This is a genomic window from Streptomyces sp. NBC_01476, assembly GCF_036227265.1.
In the GTDB taxonomy this organism is placed as follows: domain Bacteria; phylum Actinomycetota; class Actinomycetes; order Streptomycetales; family Streptomycetaceae; genus Actinacidiphila.
In genome coordinates, this window is the sequence record NZ_CP109446.1 from 3,644,070 (window position 1) to 3,664,572 (window position 20,503).

Sequence of the window (20,503 nt, forward strand, 5' to 3'; positions counted from 1 at the left end):
TCAGCGGGGTCAGCGGGGTCAGCCGGTCAGCCGCTCAGAGGAACGAGTTGATCTCGATCGTCTCGGTACGTCCCGGGCCGACGCCGATCGCCGAGATCGGCGCCCCCGCCATCTCCTCCAACGCCTTGACGTAGCCTTGGGCGTTCTTCGGCAGGTCGGCGAAGCTCTTCGCCTCGGTGATGTCCTCCGACCATCCCGGCAGCATCTCGTAGATGGGCTTGGCATGGTGGAAGTCGGTCTGGCTGTACGGCAGTTCGTCCACCCGGCGGCCGTCGATCTCATAGGCGACGCAGACCGGGATCTGCTCCCAGCCGGTGAGGATGTCCAGCTTGGTGAGGAAGAAGTCGGTCAGCCCGTTCACCCGGGTGGCGTAACGGGCGATGACCGCGTCGAACCAGCCGCAGCGCCGGTTGCGCCCGGTGGTGACACCGAACTCGTGGCCGATGGTGCGCAGCTTCTCCCCGTCCTCGTCGAGGAGTTCGGTGGGGAACGGTCCGGAGCCCACACGCGTTGTGTACGCCTTGAGGATGCCGATCACCCGGGTGATCTTGGTGGGGCCGATACCACTGCCGGTGCAGGCCCCGCCCGCGGTCGGGTTGGACGAGGTGACGAAGGGATAGGTGCCGTGGTCGACGTCGAGGAGCGTGCCCTGACCGCCCTCCATGAGCACGACCTTCCCCTCCTCCAGCGCGTTGTTGAGGACGAGCGCGGTGTCGGCGACGAAGGGCTTGATCTGCTCGGCGTACCCGAGGTATTCCTCGACGATCTGCTCGGTGGAGATCGCCCGCCGGTTGAAGATCTTCACCAGGATCTGGTTCTTGTCCTGGAGCGCCGCGTCGACCTTCTGCTGGAGGATCGACTCGTCGAAGAGGTCCTGGACCCGCACGCCGACGCGGTTGATCTTGTCCGCGTAGGCCGGCCCGATGCCCCGCCCGGTGGTGCCGATCCGGCGCTTGCCGAGGAAGCGTTCCGTCACCTTGTCGATGGTCTGGTGATAGGGCGTGATCAGGTGCGCGTTACCGCTGATCAGCAGCTTGGAGGTGTCGACACCGCGCTCGTTCAGCCCGCTCAGCTCGGAGAGCAGGACGGCCGGGTCGACCACCACACCGTTCCCGATGACCGGAACACATCCCGGTGACAGGATTCCGGAGGGGAGGAGATGCAGTGCGTACTTCTGGTCGCCGACGACCACCGTGTGGCCGGCGTTGTTGCCACCCTGGTAACGCACCACGTAGTCCACAGAGCCACCGAGCAGGTCGGTGGCCTTCCCCTTGCCCTCGTCACCCCACTGAGCACCGAGCAGCACAAGTGCGGGCACAGGCGTACACCCCTTCCGGGCGGGGCATGTCCAACGTGCAGAGAGCCGTCGAACCTGCCCCGGAATAGACGAAGCCCCTGACGCAAAGGCGCAAGGGGCTCTTGCACCGAGATTTTACCTGAGGAAGGACCAAGGTGTCGGCTCAAGCCCCGGCCGGGCATCCCCTGCTCGTGGTCATCGACCCCGCGGCACGCGCAACCGACGGCGAATCCGTACGGATCGCCAAGGATGTGCTGTGCGCGGGCGCGGCCTCCGTAAAAGTCGTCTTCCCGGAGTCCGCCGCGGAAGTGGAGCGGGCGCTCACGCACCGCGGCAGACGGCACCCTGTGGTGCTCGGCGACGACGCGGCGCTACTGCGCACGGTCCGGCTGATGCACCGTGACCGGACGCTGCGGGAGGCGCCGGTGTCGCTGGTGCCGATCGGTCCGCGCTCCGCGCTGGCCCGGGCGCTCGGCATCCCGTCCCAGGTGCCGGCCGCCGCGCGAGCGGTGCTTGAGGGCATCGAGCGCGATCTGGACCTGCTGGTGGACGACAGCGGCGGCATCGTGCTGGGCGCGCTGAGCATCCCCTGCGGGCTGCCGCCGTCGCACACCGCGGCCCACTGGTGGACCCCGGTGGAGAAGACGGCCCGCTCGCTGGTACGGACCCTGACCTCGCCGATCCCGGTCAACGGCCACCAGCCGCCGCGGCTCCAGCGGCTGCGGGTCGAGGCGGACGGCGTGCTGCTGGCCGACCTGGACGAGCCGGTGCACGAGGTCTCGGTGCGCTGCGCCCCGACCGGCCTCGCCGAGATCTCGGTCCGCCGCAGCCAGGACGCGCCGGCCGACGTCAGCACCCGGGCCCGCACGATCACCGTCTCCGGCCGCGATTTCCGCTACCGCGCCGACTCGGCGATCACCGGCCCGGTCCGTACCCGCACCTGGACGGTCGAGCCGTCGGCCTGGCGGCTGACCGTCCCGCGGTAGGCCGCAGCGGTCCCCGCGGGTCAGGCCGGCTGTGCCGGAGCGGGACCGGTCTCACCAGGTGACCTGGAGTTCCTCCACCCCGCGGATGACGTAGCCGGGCCGCCAGGCGGGCTCGGCGAGCAGCCGCACGCCGGGGGCGTCCCGCAGGAAGCTGCCGAAGGACGCGGCCAGTTCCAGCCGGGCCAGCGGGGCGCCCAGGCAGTAGTGGATGCCGGCGCCGAAGCTGACATGGCGGTTGCCGTCGGCGGGGCGGGCGATGTCGAAGCGGTCGGGGTCCTCGAAGCGGGCCGGATCGCGGTTGGCGGAGCCGAAGAGCAGCGCCACCTCGGAGCCGCGCGGGATCACCGTGCCGCCCACCTCGATGTCGTCCAGCACCCACCGTTCGAACATCTGCAGCGGGGTGTCGTAGCGGAGCATCTCCTCCACCGCGTTCCGCAGCAGGCCCGGGTCGGCGGCGAGGGCCCGGAGCTGCTCGGGGTGGTGGAAGAGCGTCAGCCAGCCGACGGTGGTGGTGTTGACGGTGGCCTCGTGCCCGGCGTTCAGCAGCAGCACGACGGTGGAGACCATCTCCTGCTCGCTGAGCACGTCGCCGTCGTCCTGCACCGCGATCAGCGCGCTGATCAGGTCCTCGCCGGGGTCGCTGCGGCGGGCGGCGATCAGTTCGCGCAGGTAGCCGGAGAACTCCTGGCTGGCCCGGACCGCCGCGGCGGCCGCCTCCGGCGTGGGGTTCAGCTCGAACATGCCGGTGATCGCCGCCGACCAGGGCCGCAGCAGCGGGCGGTCGCCGGCCGGGATGCCGAGCATCTCGGCGATCACCGCGACCGGAAGCGGTTCCGCGACCCGCGCCAGCAGGTCGCCGCCGCCGTCGGCCCGTAGCGACGCCACCAGCTCGGCGGCCAGCCGCTCGACGGTCGGGGCCAGGGCCTCGACGGTGCGCGGGGTGAACGCCTTGGCGACCAGCCGCCGGACACGGGAGTGGGCGGGCGCCTCCAGGTCGAGCAGGCCGTTGCCGTTGAGCGTGGTGAACGGCTCGTGCCCGGCCGGCGGCGCCTCGCGGCCGAACTCCTCGTGGCTGAAGCGGTGCAGATACGTACGGCCCAGGCGGCGGTCGCGCAGCAGGGCGCTCACGTCGTCGTGGTGCGGGATGAGCCACTGGGAGGTCGGCGCGAACCAGTGCGCGCGGCCGGCCGCGCGCAGGTGCGCGTAGGCGGGATAGGGGTCGGCCACGAAGGAGGCGGACCAGGGGTCGAAAGCGGCGCCGGGAGCAGCGGGCGGAGGGGGCGGGGTGGGAGATGCGGGAGAGGTGGCAGTCATGGCGTTTCGATGAGTCCGTGTTCACGCAGGTAGTCGAGTTGGGCGAGGACCGACAGCTCGGCGGCGGGCCAGAGCGAGCGGTCCACGTCGGCGTAGACATGGGCGACGACATCGGCGGCGCTCCGCAGCCCCGACTCGACGGCCGTCTCGACCTGGGCGAGGCGGTGTGCGCGGTGGGCGAGATAGAACTCCACCGCGCCGCGGGCGTCGGTGAGCACCGGGCCGTGGCCCGGCAGCACGGTGTCGACGCCGGCGTCCACGGTGAGTGCTTGGAGCCGCCGCAGCGAGTCGAGGTAGTCGCCGAGCCGCCCGTCGGGGTGGGCGACCACGGTGGTGCCGCGGCCGAGCACGGTGTCGCCGGTCAGTACCGCGCCGTCGGCCGGCAGGTGGAAGGAGAGCGAGTCGGCGGTGTGCCCGGGGGTGGTGATCACCTGGAGTTCCAGGCCGCCGGTGGTCAGGGTGTCCCCCGCGGCCAGGCCCTCGTCGCCGAGCCGCAGCGCCGGGTCCAGGGCGTGCACCGGGGTGCCGGTCAGTGCGCCGAAGCGGGCGGCGCCCTCGGCGTGGTCGGGGTGACCGTGGGTGAGCAGGGTGAGCGCGATCCGCTTGCCGAGTTCCTCGGCGGTGGCCACCACCCGCGCCAGGTGTGCCTCGTCCAGCGGGCCGGGGTCGATGACGACGGCCAGCGGCGAGTCGGGTTCCGCGAGGATCCAGGTGTTGGTGCCGTCCAGCGTCATCGGCGACGGGTTCGGCGCCAGCACGCAGTACGCGCGGGCGGTGGCACGGCCGCCGACGGTGGGCTGTGGCGCACCGGGCGGCGGCGGGGCGGGACTCGGCGCGGTCATCGGGCCTCCCCTCGGGACGAGTCCGGCCGGGCCGGGATGACCTGCGTGAACTCGTCGTGGCCGGGCCAGCTCAACACGACAGTGCCGTCCGCGTCCAGAGCCGCCCTGGCCAGGACCGGGGTGAGATCGCGGGCAGGGGCCGCGGCCAGCGCCTCGGCGGCGGTGCGGTACGGGAGCAGGGCCCGCAGGGTGGTGATGGTCGGCGGCAGCATGACCATCTCGTCCGCCGCGTACCCGGCGACGGCCTCCGCGGGGCGCAGCCAGGCGGTGCGGTCGGCTTCGCCGGAGACGTCCCGGGTGCGCTGGCCGGGCGGCAGCAGGGCGAGGAAGAACCAGGTGTCGTAGCGGCGCTCCTCGAACTCCGGGGTGATCCAGCGGGCCCAGGGGGCGAGCAGGTCGGAGCGCAGGACGAGGTCGCGGCGGGCCAGGAAGTCGGCGAAGGAGAGTTCGTGCCGGACCAGGGCGGTGCGGTCGGCCTCCCAGTCGTCGCCGGTGGTGTCGGCGACGACGGTGGCGCCCTCCTGGCGGGGGCCGGCCAGCAGGACGCCGGATTCCTCGAAGGTCTCGCGGACGGCCGCGCAGACCACGGCCTGGGCGATGGCCGGTGCGACCCGCAAGGTGGCGGCCCACGCGTCCAGGGAGGGGCCCGCCCACCGCACCGGGCGCTCGTCGCGCGGGTCCACGCCGCCGCCGGGGTAGGCGTACGCGCCGCCGGCGAAAGCCATCGAGGTACGGCGCCGGAGCATGTGGACGGCGGGGGCGTCGCCCTCCGGGGTGTCCCGGAGCAGCAGCACGGTGGCCGCTCGGCGCGGCGGCACCGGGGTGATGTCTCCCCGGTCGAGCGCGCGGATCCGCTCCGGCCACGATGCGGGGAAGCCACCGTTCATCGAGGTCATGGGGCGGACTCTACGGGGCCGGTCCGGTTTGTTCGAGGGGCCCTGGGGCTGCCGCGGCGGCGGGCCGTTCCCTGGCACGCGCCGCCCGCGCCGCCTTGCCGCCCTTCCCGTCTTCGCCGCGGCGGGTCCGGGGGAACACCCGCTCCCCCGAACCACCGGCAAGACCACCACCACCGCACCGCGCCGGCCCGCCCGGCAGGAGCGCCGCGGCGGCTAGTCCGCGGTCAGCTCCACCTGGAGTTCGACTTCCACCGGCGCGTCCAGCGGGAGAACGGCGACGCCCACCGCGCTGCGGGCGTGGACGCCCTTGTCGCCCAGGACCTCGCCGAGGAGTTCGCTCGCGCCGTTGACGACCGCCGGCTGCCCGGTGAAGTCGGGGGCCGAGGCGACGAAGCCGACCACCTTGACGACGCGGGCGATGCGGTCCAGGTCACCGACGACCGACCGGACCGCCGCCAGCGCGTTGAGCGCACAGGTCCGGGCGAGGTCCTTGGCCTGCTCGGGCGTGATCTCGGCGCCGACCTTGCCGGTGGCGGGGAGCTTGCCGGCCACCATGGGCAGCTGGCCCGAGGTGAAGACGTACGACCCGGAGCGGACGGCCGGCTGGTAGGCGGCCAGCGGCGGGACCACCTCCGGCAGCGTCAGGCCCAGCTCGGCGAGCCGGGCCGCGACCTTGCCGCTCATGCCTTCTCCCGCTTGAGGTACGCCACCAACTGCTCGGAGTTGTTCGGCCCCGGCACGACCTGCACCAGTTCCCAGCCGTCCTCGCCCCAGGTGTCGAGGATCTGCTTCGTCGCGTGCACCAGCAGCGGCACGGTCGCGTATTCCCACTTCTTCGCCATACCCGCGACTGTAGTGCCTCCCCGCCCGGCCCCGTCCGCACCCCGTCCGCACCCTGTGGACAACCTGCCGGCAGCCCGCCGCCGGCCCAACGGCAGGCCACCCCGACACCTGTGGACAACTCGCCGCCGGCCCCTGTGCGCCCCGCCGCCGCACCTGTCGACAACCGCCCCGCACGGCCGCCCCACCGCTCGACCGGGCCGCCGAGTGGTTAGGCTCGCAAGGGTGAGCCCTCAACAGTCTTCTGCCGTCAGGCTCCACATCGTGACGGGCAAGGGCGGCACGGGTAAGACCACGGTCGCCGCCGCCCTGGCCCTCGCCCTCGCGGCCGAGGGCCGCCGGGTGCTGCTGGCCGAGGTGGAGGAGCGCCAGGGAATCGCCCAGCTCTTCGAGACCGACGCGCTGCCGTACACCGAGCGCCGGATCGCCTCGGCGTCCGGCGGCGGTGAGGTGCACGCGCTGGCGATCGACGCCGAGCTGGCGATGCTGGACTACCTCGACATGTTCTACAAGCTCGGCCGGGCCGGCCGCGCCCTGAAGAAGCTCGGCGCGATCGACTTCGCCACCACCGTCGCCCCCGGGCTGCGCGATGTGCTGCTCACCGGCAAGGTGTGCGAAGCGGTGCGCCGCAAGGACAAGGCCGGCTGGCCGGTGTACGACGCGGTGGTGCTCGACGCCCCGCCCACCGGCAGGATCACCCGGTTCCTCAACGTCAACGACGAGGTGGCGGGCCTGGCCAGGGTCGGCCCCATACACAACCAGGCACAGGCCGTGATGCGGGTGCTGAAGTCCCCGCAGACCGCGATCCACCTGGTGACGCTGCTGGAGGAGATGCCGGTCCAGGAGACGATGGACGGCGTCGCCGAGCTGCGGGCGGCCGGCCTGCCGGTGGGCGCGGTGATCGTCAACATGGTGCGCCCGGTGCTGCTCGCCGACGCGGAACTGGCCGAGCTGGACTCCCCCGCGGCCGGCGGCAAGGCCAACGGCAGCGCCGCCAAGCGCCGTGCCGCGCTCGCCAAGGCGCTCTCCCAGGCCGGGCTCGGCGGTGCCCGCCGCGGCGGGGTGGCGGAACGCCTCGTCGACCCGCTGCTCGCCCAGGCACACGAGCACGCCGAGCGCGTCGTCCTGGAGCGTGAACAGCGCGCCGAGATCGCCGGACTCGGCCTGCCGGTCCGGGAGTTGGAACTGCTCGGCGCGGGCATGGATCTCGGCGGCCTCTACCGGCTCGCGGAGAGCCTGCGCAAGCAGGCGGCGGTCTTCACCCGCCCCGCCGGCACCCCCACAGACCCCAGCGACGACGGCGAGGACGTGCAGTGAGCCTGGAGAGCCCCGAGCTGGAGATCGACCCGCTGCTCGACGACCCCAAGACCCGCATCATCGTGTGCTGCGGTTCCGGCGGCGTCGGGAAGACCACCACCGCCGCGGCCCTGGGCGTACGGGCCGCGGAGCGCGGCAGGACCGCGGTCGTGCTCACCATCGACCCGGCCCGCCGGCTGGCCCAGTCGATGGGCCTGACCGAGCTGGACAACACCCCGCGCGAGGTGGCCGGAATCGATCGCTCCGCCGGTGGCTCGCTGCACGCGATGATGCTCGACATGAAACGGACGTTCGACGAGGTCGTGGTCCAGCACTCCGACCCCGAACGGGCCAGGGCGATCCTGGAGAACCCCTTCTACCAGTCGCTCTCGGCAGGCTTCGCCGGCACCCAGGAGTACATGGCGATGGAGAAGCTGGGCCAGTTGCGGGCCCAGGACGCCTGGGACCTGATCATCGTCGACACCCCGCCGAGCCGCAGCGCGCTGGACTTCCTGGACGCGCCCAAGCGGCTGGGGTCCTTCCTCGACGGCAAGTTCATCAAGCTGCTGATGGCGCCGGCGAAGGTCGGCGGCCGGGCCGGGGTGAAGGTGCTCAACATCGGCATGTCGATGATGACCGGCACCCTCAGCAAGGTGATGGGCGCCGGACTGCTGCGTGACGTACAGACCTTCGTGGCGGCCATGGACACCATGTTCGGCGGTTTCCGCACCCGGGCGGACGCCACGTTCCGGCTGCTCCAGGCGCCGGGCACGGCTTTCCTGGTGGTCGCGGCGCCGGAGCGGGACGCCCTGCGGGAGGCCGCCTACTTCGTGGAGCGGCTGGCCGCCGAGGACATGCCGCTGGCCGGCCTGGTGCTGAACCGGGTGCACGGCAGCGGCGCCGCCCAGCTCACCGCCGAGCGCGCGGTGGCCGCCGCCGAGGCCCTGGAGGACGCGGCGGCCGAGGCCGCCGAGGAGCACGCGGCCGGTTCCGGCGGGGCCGACGCGGGGCCGGCAGAAAATCTTGACAACGCCCGCATTGTCGATCTACCGCCCGGGAAGGCTGATTCAGGTACCGCCGACGGCACCCAGGATCACCAGGACCGTACGGAAGGAGACCGGCAGGCCCGTATCGAACGGCTCGCCGCCGGACTGCTGCGGTTGCACGCCGAGCGCATGCAGGTGGTCGCACGTGAACGACGCACGCGTGACCGCTTCGTGTCCGTACACCCGGAGGTCCCGATGGTGGACGTGACCGCGCTGCCCGGCGATGTGCACGACCTCGACGGGCTGCGCGTGATCGGCGTACGGCTGGCCGGTCAGCCGGCCGCCGCGTAGTCCTCCTCGTCGTCGAGCGGCAGCAGTCCCGTGCTGCGCTCGTACTCCGTGCGTGCCGTCTCCAGCAGCCTCCGCCAGGAGGTCACCATGGGACGGCGGCGCAACAGCGCTCTGCGCTCGCGCTCCGTCATCCCGCCCCACACACCGAACTCGACGCGGTTGTCGAGCGCGTCAGCCAGGCACTCGGTCCGCACCGGGCATCCGGTGCACACCGCCTTGGCCCGGTTCTGGGCCGCGCCCTGGACGAAGAGTTCGTCCGGATCAGTCGTCCTGCACGCGGCTTGCGTGCTCCAGTCGGTTACCCAGCTGCTCATGCTGGCGCCGTCCTCTCCCGAATCGAGGCTCCCCCACGGCGGCAAACGGCATATTCACCGCTGCCAGTTGGGACGTTACGGAAGGTAGGCGCGGCGCAACAGCCCTTTCAGGCCCAATCTTGCATGGCCCGAATGGACTATGGGTGCGCGGCAGATCACCCACCGGAGTGAGTGATGCCGAAATCGGACTTAACGGGATGAATGGTGATAGTTCATCCGCCGCAAGGCTCAATTCCCGCGGCATATGCCGAAATTCGGACAGTTCTCATCACTCACAAGAGTGACGCAGGGAGACAGGGACGCGCACGACGATCGCGTCCTGTCTGTTACAGACTAGGTGAACAGTTGGGCGCATGTCCGGGGAATGGCAACGTAGGCTGCCCTTATGGCTCACAAGCGTTCGGGCGGGGGGCTGTCCACGGCCCAGCAAGCCGCCAAGTTCCTCGGTGTCAGCGTGCTCGCCGGTGTCGTCCTGGCAGGGATCGCCCTGCCCGCCGCCGGTGCCCTCGGCCTGTCGGCCAAGGGCACTGCCGCAGGGTTCGACGACCTCCCCGGGGAGCTGGAGCAACCGCCACTGAGCCAGGCGTCCAAGATCCTCGACGCCAAGGGCGGTCTGATCGCGACCGTCTACTCCCGTGACCGTACGGTCGTCCCGATCGACCAGATGAGCCCGAACATCCTGCAGGCCATCGTGGACATCGAGGACGCGCGGTATTACGAGCACGGCGCGCTCGACGTCAAGGGCATCCTGCGCGCGATGAGCAACAACGCCTCCGACGGCAACACCCAGGGTGCCTCCACGCTCACCCAGCAGTACGTGAAGAACGTCTTCGTGGAGGAGGCGGGCGACGACGCGGACAAGGTCGCCCAGGCCACCCAGCAGACCGTCGGCCGCAAGATCAAGGAAATGAAGTACGCGATCCAGGTCGAGAAGGAACTCGGCAAGAAGAAGATCCTGGAGAACTACCTCAACATCACCTTCTTCGGCGAGCAGGCGTACGGCATCGAAGCCGCCTCCGAGCGCTACTTCAGCACCCACGCCAAGGACCTCACCCTCGACCAGGCGGCACTGCTGGCCGGTCTGGTCCAGTCGCCGAGCCGCTACGACCCGATCAACGACGAGCAGGAAGCGCTTGAGCGCCGCAACACCGTGCTCACGCGGATGGCCGAGCTGAAGGACATCACCCCGGCGCAGGCCACGGCCGCCCAGAAGGCGCCACTCGGCCTCAAGGTGAGCACCCCGAAGAACGGCTGCATCACCGCCGTCAACGGCGCCGGCTTCTTCTGCGACTACGTACGCGAAACCTTCCTGCAGAACACCGCCTTCGGGAAGACGAAGGAAGCGCGCGCCAAGGTCTGGAACACCGGCGGCCTGACCATCAGGACGACGCTCGACCCCAGGTCGCAGCAGTCGCTGCTGAAGGGGATCAGCAAGCACGTCTACAAGACGGACAAGATCGCGTCCGCGATGACGATGGTCCAGCCCGGCACCGGCAAGGTGCTCGCGATGGGCCAGAGCAAGCCGTACGGCTTCGGCAAGAACGAGACGCAGATCAACTACTCGGTCAACGCCAACATGGGTGGTGGCGGCGGCTTCGCGAACGGCTCGACGTTCAAGCCGATCACCGCGGCGGCGGCGCTGGAGGGCGGCTTCAAGCCGGACCAGCAGTACCCCGCGCCCAACAAGATCACCTACCCGGACGTGACCACCTGCAGCGGCGAGACCCTCCGCAGCAAGGACACCACCCAGAACGAGATGAAGTCCGAGGTCGGCCCGTACCGGATGCCCGAGGCGCTCAAGAAGTCGATCAACACCTACTTCGTGGCGCTGGAGCACGACACCGGGCTCTGCCCGATCCTGAACATGGCCGCCAAGCTGGGCGTGGCCCGCGCCGACGGCACGCCGATGCACGAGGGCGCCTCGCTGACGCTGGGCACCAACGAGCTCTCCCCGCTGACGGTCTCCGCGGCGTACGCCGCCTTCGCCAACCGCGGGGTCTACTGCACGCCGATCGTGATCAACTCGGTCACCAACGCGCAGGGCAAGCACCTGGCGGTGCCGAAGTCGATCTGCTCGCAGGCGATGTCCACGCAGACCGCCGACATCCTCAACACCATGCTCGAAGGCGTGGTCGACGACGGTACGGGTACCGCGGCCAACCTGCCGGGCCGGCCGACCGCCGGTAAGACCGGTACCACCGACGACCGGCTGGACGCCTGGTTCGCCGGCTACACGCCGAACCTGGCCGCCGCGGTGTGGATGGGCGACCCGAACGGCGCCGGCAAGAACGGCCAGCGCCTGTCGATGGTGGACCTGACCATCGGCCCGCGCTACTACGACAAGGTGGAGGGCGCGACCGGCCCGGCGCCGATCTGGAAGGACGCGGTCTCCGGCGCCCTGGACGGCCAGCCGGTGAAGCAGTTCACCACCGTGGAGCTGAACATCCCGGACAAGGCTCAGGAGAACAAGAAGCCCGACGACCCGGACAACCCCGGCGACGGCCAGAACAACGGGGACAACGGCGGGAACGACGGCAAGAACGGCCACCACGGCGGGAACACCCCCGGCGGCCCGGGCGGCGCCACCACGATGGGCACGACGACCGGCGCGATCGGCGGTGTCGGCACCGCGGGCGGCGTGACCGGCGGCACCTCCGGCGGTACGACGAACGGCACGACGCAGGGAGGCGGCGGGACGCCGGGCGGTGGCCCGAGCATCCCGCCGGTGATGCTGCCGTCGGGCGGCGGCGGGACGAGCGGGCCGTAGCGGGGGCCCGCTGGGGCGGGCCGAGGACCGGGTAAGGGGCACCCTGCGTGGCGGGGTGCCCCTTACGTTTTGGGGTGGGGGCGGCGGGGGCACGTACGTACCGCTCCGCTGGGTGGGCCCGCGAGCCGGCGGGTTTGCGGTGGGTGCCGGGGCACATACGTACCGCTCCCGCCCCGGCCTAGCCGGGTGAGCCCGCGAGCCGGCGGGTTTGCGGTGCGGCCGGGGCACGTACGTACGGCTCCCCGCCCCTGCCCCGGCGGGTCAGCCCGCGAGCTGGCGCTTGACCTCGGCGGCGACGCGGCCGCCCTCCGCGAGCCCGGCGACCTTGGGGCCGACGACCTTCATCACCGCGCCCATCGCCCGCGGCCCCTCCGCCCCGCTCTCCGCGATCGCACCCCGTACGATCTGCGCCAGCTCCTCGTCCGTGAGCTGCTTCGGCAGATATTCCGCCAGGACCTCGCCCTCGGCCTTCTCCCGCTCCGCCGACTCCGTACGACCGCCCTGGGCGAAGGCCTCCGCCGCCTCGCGCCGCTTCTTCGCCTCCTGGCCGATCACCTTCAGCACCTCGTCGTCGGAGAGCTGCCGGGCGGTGGTGCCGGCCACCTCCTGCTTGGTGATGGCGGTGAGCGTGAGGCGCAGGGTCGCCGAGCGGAGCTCGTCCCGGCTCCTGATCGCGGAGGTGAGGTCGTCCTGGAGTCGCTGCTTGAGGCTGGTGGTGGTCATGCCGTGAATTTTCGCACTCCCCGAGCCCGGGCGCGTCGCAATAAGCGGGAGGTACGACCGGACAAGCCGTAGCTACCACCGGCACGCGCCCTACCGCGTCCGTCCCGCGCGGACTCTGACACGATGGACGCATGCGCGCGCGATACGGAATCCCCCTGGGTGTGACGGCAGCCGGCGCGGCCTGCGTGGCTTACGCGGCCGGTTTCGAAGCGCGGTCCTTCCGCCTGCGCAGGGTGGAGGTCCCGGTGCTGCCCCCGGGGATGCGGCCGATCCGGATCCTGCAGCTCTCCGACATCCACATGGTGTCCGGACAGACCAAGAAACGGCGGTGGATCCAGTCGCTGGCCGGCCTGCGCCCTGACCTGGTCGTCAACACCGGGGACAACCTCTCCGACCCCACCGCCGTCCCCGAAGTGCTGGACGCGCTGGGCCCGTTGATGCAGTTCCCGGGGACGTACGTCTTCGGCTCGAACGACTACTACGGCCCGCGTTTCCGGAACCCGGTCCGTTACCTCGGTGAGAAGGCCCGCGGCCAGCACGGCCTCAACGGGAAGAGCCACAGCGCGCACGGCGTCATCCGGAACCCCTGGGGTGACCTGCGGGACGCCTTCGACGCGGCCGGCTGGGTCGGCCTCAGCAACTCCCGCGGGCGCCTGAAGCTCGACCACGGGCCCGTTCTGGGCCTCACCGGGCTGGACGACCCGCACATCAAGCGGGACCGGTACGCGGCCGTGGCGGGCGGCCCCGACCCGGACGCCGACTTCAACCTCGCCCTGGTCCACGCGCCCTACCTGCGGGTCCTGGACGCCTTCACGGCCGACCGGTACCCCCTGATCCTGGCCGGCCACACCCACGGCGGCCAGGTGTGCATCCCCTTCTACGGCGCGCTGGTCACCAACTGCGACCTGGACACCGACCGGGTCAAGGGCCTGTCCACCCACACGGCCACCGGCGCCACCTCCTACCTGCACGTTTCCGCCGGCTGCGGCGCCAACCGCTTCACCCCCATCCGCTTCGCCTGCCCCCCCGAGGCCACCCTCCTCACCCTCACCTGACCCCACCCCCGCCCCCACCCAAAACCGGATTTCGCCTCCGGCCCCCGGTCCGCTAAAGTAAAGCTCGTTGCACCGGGGTGTGGCGCAGCTTGGTAGCGCGCTTCGTTCGGGACGAAGAGGCCGTGGGTTCAAATCCCGCCACCCCGACTGGTGAAACTGCAGGTGAGGGGCGGTCTTCCGATCAGGAAGACCGCCCCTCACGGCGTTGTGGGGGCCTCTGGGAGAAGATCTTGGCCGGTCTCTCCAGGGGGCCGGATTTTCGGGCCGATTTCCGCGGGGTCCGCTGCCCGTTCTGAGGAGCGCGTTCAGCGCCGGGCGAGCCGGGGGCGATCACGCGGCGGGCAGGGCAGTCACGGTTTGCTGAGAGCGGCGACACCAGACGAGCCTCGGCCGCTGTCCGCAGTCGACGATCTCCAGCGCTTCCGGTCTCGGAAAGGGCGGGACATCCCAGCCCATCGGCCAGCCGTAGACGCTGCGCCCCGAAGTCTCCGCCCCCAGTCGCCGGGGCACCCGCCGCCACCACTGCCCGCGATCGATCTCGTCCGGCTCAAGTGAGATGCTCTCCACCATGTTCGAGAGCGAGCGCAGCCAGCGGGCGATAGCAGGCGTCGAGGCCCACGCTCGCGGCTTCTTCACCGGCCACACGATCACGGTCAACGATGTCGACCTGGGTCCGGGGCGAAGAGAAGCAGTTCCAGACCTGAGAATCCTCACCGTCAGCCCGGGACCACGTGCCGGCAGCTGGGGTTACATCACCGCCGGCTGCTGGTCTGCTGCTGAGACCGACGGCGATGGTCTCGAATTCGTCCTCACCGCGCCCGTCCGCGACGAACGCTTCGCTGATCTCCTGGCCATGACCGCGTACTACCACGCGGAACACCACGTCGATCTTGAGCACAGCATGCCCATCGGGGAGCCGTGGCTGCCCGGGTCCCACTGCGACCACCTGCTGATCAGCCTTCCCTACCTCTACGGCCCTGACTTGGAACGCTGTCCGCTGCCGGACGGCCATGCCCGCATTCTCTGGGTTCTACCGGTCACCGCGGCCGAGATGGCATACCGCCGTGAGCACGGCCACGAAGCCCTTGAACAGCTCTTCGACGAGCACGCGATCGTTCCGACCGATCCAAGTCGACCATCCGTCGCCTGAACTCGCGAGCACAGTTTGGGCAGGCGGCAGCCCGGAGGCCTCCGGCGCCGTCGAGACCCGTCGACACCTTGAGGCACAGTGAGGCACAGTGATCACCGCCTACTGCCCAAAGGCGGTGACGAACGCCGAGCGAAGCGATCATGCACGGCAGGCGTCCGAGACACTTTTTCTACGGGCCGAGGCATCCTGCAGTACGGCGGCCGACGGCAGGTCTACGGAAGTCGGAGCTCAACGCGAACGTCATGGTGGTGATCACCTCATCCGCATGGCCGCGCCGCGGATGGAGCCGAGTCGTCGTACTCCGGTACACGGCCAGTTCCGGGAAGAACACCTCGACGTCGAGCGGGCACGGTAATGTGATCCTCGTCATGACGGCGACCTTGGACACTCGGCAGACGCGCACGGTCTTGGCCTGGTGACGCCAGGCAGCGCTCGGCCCTAAGGTGTGCCGGTGATCTTCAAGAGGAAGCGGACGGCTTCTGGCCTCGCCGCTGTCGTGTCGGAGCTGGAACAAGCCGTTGCCGCCCGCGACGGCGACCGCACCGGACGCGCCTTCAGCGCCACCATCAACGCCGTGCAGTCGGCCGCGGAGGCCGAATGCGTCCCGGCAGGGCCCCGATTGGCCGCACTGATCCCCGAATTCCCGCCCGCTGGTCCGCGCCCGATGCTGGCGATGGCAGCCGGCTTCTGCGTCGAACGCGGCGCCGATCCGGTGGCCTGCGCGGAGCCGATCTTCGGTGGCGTCCGACAGGACCTGCGCGACGCCCTGGAGTTCGCCCGCCGCTGGACCGCCGTGGGCGGAGCCGGGGACGAACTGCCCGAGCCGGACCAGAAGATCATCGACGACGTCCTCCTGGCACACCTCGGCGGCGACCCGCACGAGGCCACGCGGTTGGCCCTGGCGTGGTGCTCGATCGAGGAGTGGCAGCCGCCTGCGCTGGCGGTGCTGTGCCGCAGCGCGGAGATGCGCCATCGGTACGCGACCGCGATCCTCCCCGCCTGCCGCGAAGTTGCCGCCCTGGAGCGGCACGACCTCAAGTGCCTGGCTTACGCACTGGCCGTCCTGGACGACGAACCCCTCGTGGTGCTCCACAAGCCGACCAGAACCGGCTTCGAGGTCCGCATCGGCGGCATTGGCGACAACTTCCAGTTGCACACCCTGCTCGCCCACGTCCTCGTCGGCGGCGGCCACATACCTGGCACCGCTCCTTCGGCCGAGAGCGTCCGCCTGGCAACCGATCCCGAACCGGCCCAGGGACGCACCGAGATCGTCGCGACCGGTTCCTTCGAATTCCTCGCCCCGGACGGCGAACGAATCTGGAACGAAGGCCTGCCCGATGACATCCCCGCCGTCGAGGCCCGCCGCCTGCTCGTACTCGACAACCCCACGTACCAGCGCAGTTGGAACGCCGACCGCTTCTTCCCGCACCTCCCGGGCACGGCCGAACTAACCCGCGTACTGCCCGCGGACGAAGCGCGTAAGTGGTTCGCCCGCACCTCGTTCTCCGGCGACGGAAGCTAACGCGTACTACCTCGTCCGAGCCGGGCGCCTCAGCTGGCGCCCTCGCCGTAAGCCGCCGCGATCTCCTGCGACGACACCCAGCGGCTGTAGGTCGGGGACTGGGGCCAGCCCTCCGGGGAGTCCTGCCACTCCTCCTGGCGGCCGTAGGGCAGGACGTCGACCAGAGGGAAGAGGTGGCTGAGCTGCTCGGTGCCGCGGCCGTCGGTGTGCCAGGTGCGGTAGACCGTGTCGCCGTTGCGCAGGAAAACGTTGACCGCGAAGCCGCCGTTGGGCGGGGCACCGACATCGCTGCCGAAGTTGCTGTCCGCGGTGGAGTACCAGGTCATCGTGTTGCCCACCTTGCGCTTGTAGGCGAGCGCTTCGTCGATCGGCCCCTGGGTGACGATCACGAACCGGGCGTCGAACTTCTCCAGGCCCGCGAGCCGGGTGAACTGCGAGGTGAAACCGGTGCAGCCCCCGCACTGCCACTCCGCGCCCTCGTGCCACATGTGGCTGTAGACGATCAGCTGCGGGTGCTCACCGAAGATCTCCGCGAGCCGTACCGGACCCTCCTCACCCTCCAGCACGTAGTCGGGCATCTCCACCATCGGCAGCCGGCGGCGCTGCGCCGCGATGGCATCCAGCTCGCGGGTGGCGGCCTTCTCCCGCACGCGCAGAGCGGCCAGCTCCTTCTCCCAGGCGGAAGGGTCGACGATTGGGGGCAGGGCGTTGTTGCTGATGGACATGTCTCCTCCGGACGGTCAAGTGCCATTCTCGAAGTACCGACTCCCCGTCCAACCAAAACTCATCGGTCATCCGTCGGCGTGCCGTGCGCACCAAGGGATCCTCGCCGTCACGGGCGGCTGGGCACGTCGGATCAGGTCGGCCCAGCCCTGGTGATCACGCAGTGCGTACGACGAAGAGCGGCAGTTCCCCGTCCAGTACGTCCGCCCGGGGCAGCCGCAGGCCGAAATGGTCCCCAACCGTCAGCACACTCAGGCGGCGGGAACGCTCGGCGTCGGCCTTGCGCAGTTCCGGCCGTACGGGCAGGACACCCGTCTCGGTGAGCGCCGGGACCAACAGATCAGGGCGCTCACCCCATCGGCGTCCTTCTTCGCCAAGGCCGAACGAACAGACGCGGACACCATCACGGAAGTAGGCAAACATCGACGGCGGATGCCATGGAGTCAGAAGGAAGTTGACCGCATCAGCCCCTTCCGACGAGACAGCTCCCAGACCGGACCCGGTGGAACCGACGGCATCGCCGTACTCAACAGCGAAGGACCACTCCCCCACCCGCCCCACCCTGGCAACCGTCGCGGCGCCCCCACCTGCGAGCAAGCCCGCCGCATCCTCCGCAGACCCCCGACGCGCCTCCTGGCCCGGGCGGGCTCCCAGCCGAGCCGCGAGCTCAGCCGGTTCGACGCCTCGTACGAAGGTCACACAGTCGATGAGATACGGCTCCAAAATCCACCCGATGCCGCCACCCACGGCCTCCCCCTCCACTCGCACGTACAGCGGCATCCTCCCCTTCGCCTCCGACAGCCGCAGACCCTGCGCGCCCCGGGAGTAGGGACACACCCGGTGGTAGGCGGGGCGGAAAACGTCGTCCGCGGAGGACATCAGCGGTTCACCGGTGCCGTGGCAGTCGCTTCGCCGTGCTCCACGCAATGGGCTGCGATGGCGGCCCCAAGTGCGGTACGTAAGGCCGCCGCATCGGTGATCAGGGGGGTGTTCGAGGGACGCCTGCGCCAGTGCGGCCCCGGCCCCCGCACGCGGCCGCGCTGCGGTACAACAAGGTGCTGGTTGAGGCTGAGGGCGCGCGTCTTCGGGACATCCCAGTTCGATGCGACACCTCGGGCCACGAACCAGTACAGGACCGATCCGTGGGGGTCCACGATCACAGCACCGGTGCGTTCGCCCAGGACCGCCAGAGCCCACATACCGATGTCGACGGGGACGCAGACGGCATCCCATTCGTAGCCCGCGGCCTGCAACTGGTAGCCCTCGACGCTCTGCAGGGTGGGTGCTCGCTGCGACTCAAGGGTCATTGGCTCCGGCTCCTCGCCGTCTCCTCGGGAAATGGAAGTGTCAGCGTGACGGCACCTGAGGAGCCATTCGAGGACTTTGATGGGTCGCCAACCGGGCGCCCAGAGGGCTTCTTTCAACACCAAGGGGTAGTCGGGCGCCGCAGCGGGGACATTGCATGGCAGGCTCAGTGCAGAGCTCAGTTCCCGGAGGTAGACATGTCGCGTCCCGCAGGAAACACCCGCCTCAAATCCGCTCGTGTCGCGGCCGGTTACAACTCCCAGCAGGCGCTCGCGGACGCCATCACCAGGGCGGCACCGCAGTTGGGCATCCGTGGTCTTGCTGTCGGCGTTCGTCAGATCCGGCGGTGGGAATCTGCTACGCCGCCTTGGCCTCAGCCGGATGTACGCCAGGTTCTGACCCACCTCTTGGGCCAAGGCGCCGAAGAACTCGGTTTCACTCCACCTTGGGGACCCGGAAATCAGCCGCCCGAGCCGTCACGTCGTAACCTGCCCGGCCGACTGATTGCAGGAACCGGCCTGGCCGCAGTTCCGGCCCAAGGTGCCGCTGTGACACAACCCGCCAGCGTGGGGAGGGATTTCGAAGCCATCACCCGCTCCCACCGTCACCTGTACTGGTCGGTCCCACCCGCGGCTCTGCACCCGGCGGTCCTGGAGCATGTCGGGCTCGGCTGCACACTCCTGCCCGCTATCGCAAACCCTGGTCGACGTACCCTGGCCGCAGCGCTCGCGGAGTCCTACCTCCTTGCCGGCCGCATTGAGTTTTTCGACCTCCGCCACCCCGACAAAGCCGGGGAGACTCTGCTGCGTGCCCTCCAAGCGGCAGGTGAAGCAGACGATCCACTGCTCGGCTCGGCGATCCTGGCCCACACCGCCTTCGTCCCCGGCTGGACCGGAGACCGTGACGCAGCCGCCGAACGCATGGTCGCTGCACGCACGTACGCCCGCCGCGGGCCCGCCTCAGCAGCGTTCTGGGCTTGGCTTGACGCGGTCGAGGCCGAATGCGAGACGCTGTGCGGCGATACCCGAACTGCCCTCCGCCTCATCACACACGCCGAGGACACTCTGGCCGCTGGTTCCGAATACCCGACACCGGCGTGGATGGACTGGTTCAGTCCCGCTCGGCTCGCCGCCTTCAAGGGCAACACTCAGCTCAAGGCCGGCCACTTCCCCCAGGCGCGCACAACTTTGGTCCAGGCCCTGGAAGACCTACCGCAGGAGGCGGACAAGCAGCGCAGCGTTCTGCTCGGCGATCTGGCCTCGGTGGCAGCAGCTGACGGCAACCCGCAGGAAGCATGCTCCTACGCCAGCCAAGCCCTGGAGCAGCTCGCCATAACCTGGTACGCCACGGGAATGGAGCGCGTCCGCGAGGTTCGACGCGCCCTCACTGCATGGCAGCACGAGCCCTGCGTCCGCGACCTCGACGACCGGCTCTACGACTGGGGCACGACGGTCAGCGCTCTCCAGCGTTGAATTTCGCGATCAGCTCCAGCAGCTCCGTGAGCGAGTCAATACGCATCGTCGTGATCGCGCCCGCGTCAGGATCGTGTCGCTGGATGGTTCCCCAGGGCCCTCGCCGGATCAGGGCTGTCAGCAGTCCAGCCCGCACCGCCGGGCGGATGTCGTTGTCCAGCCGGTCCCCGACATACAAGATCTCTCCTGCCCCGACCGGGGCCGCCTCGACGACGTGCTCGAAGAAGGAAATATCCGGCTTCGACGCGCCCCAGTCGTCGCTGGTCGCGATCAAGTCGGTCGGCAAGTCGAGCTCGCGCAGCAGGCCGCCCGCCCGCACGGTCTGGTTGCCGGCGATTCCGACCCACAGACCTGCTTCCCGCAGCGCCGACAGCGTCGGCCTCACATCCGGGTAGAGATCGTCCTCCCCGAACCACTCAGGCTTCCCAGCCGCTGCCCGCCGCTCTCGCTCCTCAGCCAGGTCAAAGCCGGGCCGGAAGACCTGGAACGTCTCGCGGTAGTCCCGCCCCTGGGCAATGACCGCCCCGAACACCGCGGCGAACGTATGCCGGGGCACGCCCAGCCAGTCCGCCCAGGTCCCGTACTCCCGTGTCTCGTTTACCAGGCACTCACCGACGTCGAACACCACAGCGCGAATCATGCGAGGCAGCGTAGCCGTGGGAAG

The 20,503-nt window shown here is 70.3% G+C and carries 20 protein-coding genes and 1 tRNA gene; 9 read left to right on the top strand and 12 right to left on the bottom strand.

Annotated features, from left to right (window positions below; genetic code table 11):
• Positions 1-34 precede the first annotated feature (34 nt).
• Positions 35-1,318: an adenylosuccinate synthase gene (locus OG552_RS15940; RefSeq protein ID WP_329133439.1), complete on the bottom strand. Its 1,284-nt coding sequence runs from the start codon at positions 1,316-1,318 to the stop codon at positions 35-37.
• A 134-nt stretch (positions 1,319-1,452) separates the two neighbouring features.
• Between OG552_RS15940 and OG552_RS15945 the strand changes: the two genes are divergently transcribed.
• Positions 1,453-2,283 (top strand): diacylglycerol kinase, encoded by an 831-nt coding sequence (locus OG552_RS15945; protein WP_329133442.1) that lies wholly within the window; start codon positions 1,453-1,455, stop codon positions 2,281-2,283.
• A 51-nt stretch (positions 2,284-2,334) separates the two neighbouring features.
• Here the strand turns inward: OG552_RS15945 and OG552_RS15950 are convergent, their stop codons facing one another.
• The 5 genes from OG552_RS15950 to OG552_RS15970 all read right to left on the bottom strand — a co-directional run bounded on the left by OG552_RS15950 (position 2,335) and on the right by OG552_RS15970 (position 6,177).
• Positions 2,335-3,597: a cytochrome P450 gene (locus OG552_RS15950; protein ID WP_329133444.1), complete on the bottom strand. Its 1,263-nt coding sequence runs from the start codon at positions 3,595-3,597 to the stop codon at positions 2,335-2,337.
• Complete coding sequence (locus OG552_RS15955) at positions 3,594-4,439, bottom strand: MBL fold metallo-hydrolase (RefSeq protein WP_329133446.1); 846 nt, start codon at positions 4,437-4,439, stop codon at positions 3,594-3,596. Before OG552_RS15955 ends, OG552_RS15950 begins: the two co-directional genes overlap by 4 nt.
• Positions 4,436-5,335 (bottom strand): NUDIX hydrolase, encoded by a 900-nt coding sequence (locus OG552_RS15960; protein ID WP_329133449.1) that lies wholly within the window; start codon positions 5,333-5,335, stop codon positions 4,436-4,438. Before OG552_RS15960 ends, OG552_RS15955 begins: the two co-directional genes overlap by 4 nt.
• A gap of 213 nt (positions 5,336-5,548) precedes the next feature.
• Positions 5,549-6,019: a RidA family protein gene (locus OG552_RS15965; protein WP_329133450.1), complete on the bottom strand. Its 471-nt coding sequence runs from the start codon at positions 6,017-6,019 to the stop codon at positions 5,549-5,551.
• Complete coding sequence (locus tag OG552_RS15970) at positions 6,016-6,177, bottom strand: DUF4177 domain-containing protein (protein WP_329133452.1); 162 nt, start codon at positions 6,175-6,177, stop codon at positions 6,016-6,018. Before OG552_RS15970 ends, OG552_RS15965 begins: the two co-directional genes overlap by 4 nt.
• A gap of 259 nt (positions 6,178-6,436) precedes the next feature.
• Here OG552_RS15970 and OG552_RS15975 point away from each other — a divergent pair, with 259 nt between their 5' ends.
• Both OG552_RS15975 and OG552_RS15980 read left to right on the top strand, forming a co-directional pair.
• Positions 6,437-7,492, top strand: coding sequence for an ArsA-related P-loop ATPase (locus OG552_RS15975; RefSeq protein WP_329140852.1), 1,056 nt, complete (start codon positions 6,437-6,439; stop codon positions 7,490-7,492).
• On the top strand, positions 7,489-8,808 hold the full coding sequence (locus OG552_RS15980) for an ArsA family ATPase (RefSeq protein WP_329133454.1): 1,320 nt from the start codon (positions 7,489-7,491) through the stop codon (positions 8,806-8,808). Before OG552_RS15975 ends, OG552_RS15980 begins: the two co-directional genes overlap by 4 nt.
• Here OG552_RS15980 and OG552_RS15985 read toward each other — a convergent pair.
• Entirely contained in the window at positions 8,790-9,122 is a 333-nt protein-coding gene (locus OG552_RS15985; RefSeq protein WP_329133456.1) for a WhiB family transcriptional regulator, read from the bottom strand. The two genes, OG552_RS15980 and OG552_RS15985, sit on opposite strands and share 19 nt — an antisense overlap.
• Before the next feature lie 385 nt (positions 9,123-9,507).
• Between OG552_RS15985 and OG552_RS15990 the strand changes: the two genes are divergently transcribed.
• The gene (locus OG552_RS15990) at positions 9,508-11,889 is read left to right on the top strand and encodes a transglycosylase domain-containing protein (protein ID WP_329133458.1); all 2,382 of its coding nucleotides are present in this window, start codon (positions 9,508-9,510) and stop codon (positions 11,887-11,889) included.
• Positions 11,890-12,150: 261 nt separating this feature from the next.
• On the opposite strand, the gene OG552_RS15995 is transcribed toward OG552_RS15990, so the two are convergent.
• Positions 12,151-12,612 carry a GatB/YqeY domain-containing protein gene (locus OG552_RS15995; protein WP_329133460.1) on the bottom strand — a complete coding sequence of 154 codons (462 nt, stop codon included), beginning with the start codon at positions 12,610-12,612 and terminating at the stop codon, positions 12,151-12,153.
• Between the two features lie 131 nt (positions 12,613-12,743).
• Here OG552_RS15995 and OG552_RS16000 point away from each other — a divergent pair, with 131 nt between their 5' ends.
• The 4 genes from OG552_RS16000 (at position 12,744) to OG552_RS16015 (ending at position 16,339) form a co-directional block, all read left to right on the top strand.
• On the top strand, positions 12,744-13,667 hold the full coding sequence (locus OG552_RS16000; RefSeq protein WP_329133462.1) for a metallophosphoesterase: 924 nt from the start codon (positions 12,744-12,746) through the stop codon (positions 13,665-13,667).
• A 73-nt stretch (positions 13,668-13,740) separates the two neighbouring features.
• Positions 13,741-13,814 (top strand) — tRNA-Pro (locus OG552_RS16005).
• A 421-nt stretch (positions 13,815-14,235) separates the two neighbouring features.
• Positions 14,236-14,817 (top strand): suppressor of fused domain protein, encoded by a 582-nt coding sequence (locus OG552_RS16010; RefSeq protein ID WP_329133464.1) that lies wholly within the window; start codon positions 14,236-14,238, stop codon positions 14,815-14,817.
• A 451-nt stretch (positions 14,818-15,268) separates the two neighbouring features.
• A complete protein-coding gene (locus OG552_RS16015) occupies positions 15,269-16,339 on the top strand; it encodes a hypothetical protein (RefSeq protein WP_329133466.1) in 1,071 nt (356 codons plus the stop codon).
• Between the two features lie 29 nt (positions 16,340-16,368).
• Here OG552_RS16015 and OG552_RS16020 read toward each other — a convergent pair whose 3' ends face one another.
• The 3 genes from OG552_RS16020 to OG552_RS16030 form a co-directional block, all read right to left on the bottom strand.
• On the bottom strand, positions 16,369-17,058 hold the full coding sequence (locus tag OG552_RS16020; RefSeq protein ID WP_329140854.1) for a DUF899 domain-containing protein: 690 nt from the start codon (positions 17,056-17,058) through the stop codon (positions 16,369-16,371).
• 160 nt (positions 17,059-17,218) lie between these two features.
• Positions 17,219-17,842 carry a DUF6461 domain-containing protein gene (locus OG552_RS16025; protein WP_329133468.1) on the bottom strand — a complete coding sequence of 208 codons (624 nt, stop codon included), beginning with the start codon at positions 17,840-17,842 and terminating at the stop codon, positions 17,219-17,221.
• 98 nt (positions 17,843-17,940) lie between these two features.
• Positions 17,941-18,369, bottom strand: a complete 429-nt coding sequence (locus OG552_RS16030; RefSeq protein WP_329133470.1) for a hypothetical protein — start codon at positions 18,367-18,369, stop codon at positions 17,941-17,943.
• A 195-nt stretch (positions 18,370-18,564) separates the two neighbouring features.
• Between OG552_RS16030 and OG552_RS16035 the strand changes: the two genes are divergently transcribed.
• The gene (locus OG552_RS16035; RefSeq protein WP_329133472.1) at positions 18,565-19,839 is read left to right on the top strand and encodes a transcriptional regulator; all 1,275 of its coding nucleotides are present in this window, start codon (positions 18,565-18,567) and stop codon (positions 19,837-19,839) included.
• On the opposite strand, the gene OG552_RS16040 is transcribed toward OG552_RS16035, so the two are convergent.
• Complete coding sequence (locus OG552_RS16040; RefSeq protein WP_329133474.1) at positions 19,820-20,479, bottom strand: HAD family hydrolase; 660 nt, start codon at positions 20,477-20,479, stop codon at positions 19,820-19,822. The genes OG552_RS16035 and OG552_RS16040 overlap by 20 nt on opposite strands.
• Between the last annotated feature and the right edge of the window lie 24 nt (positions 20,480-20,503).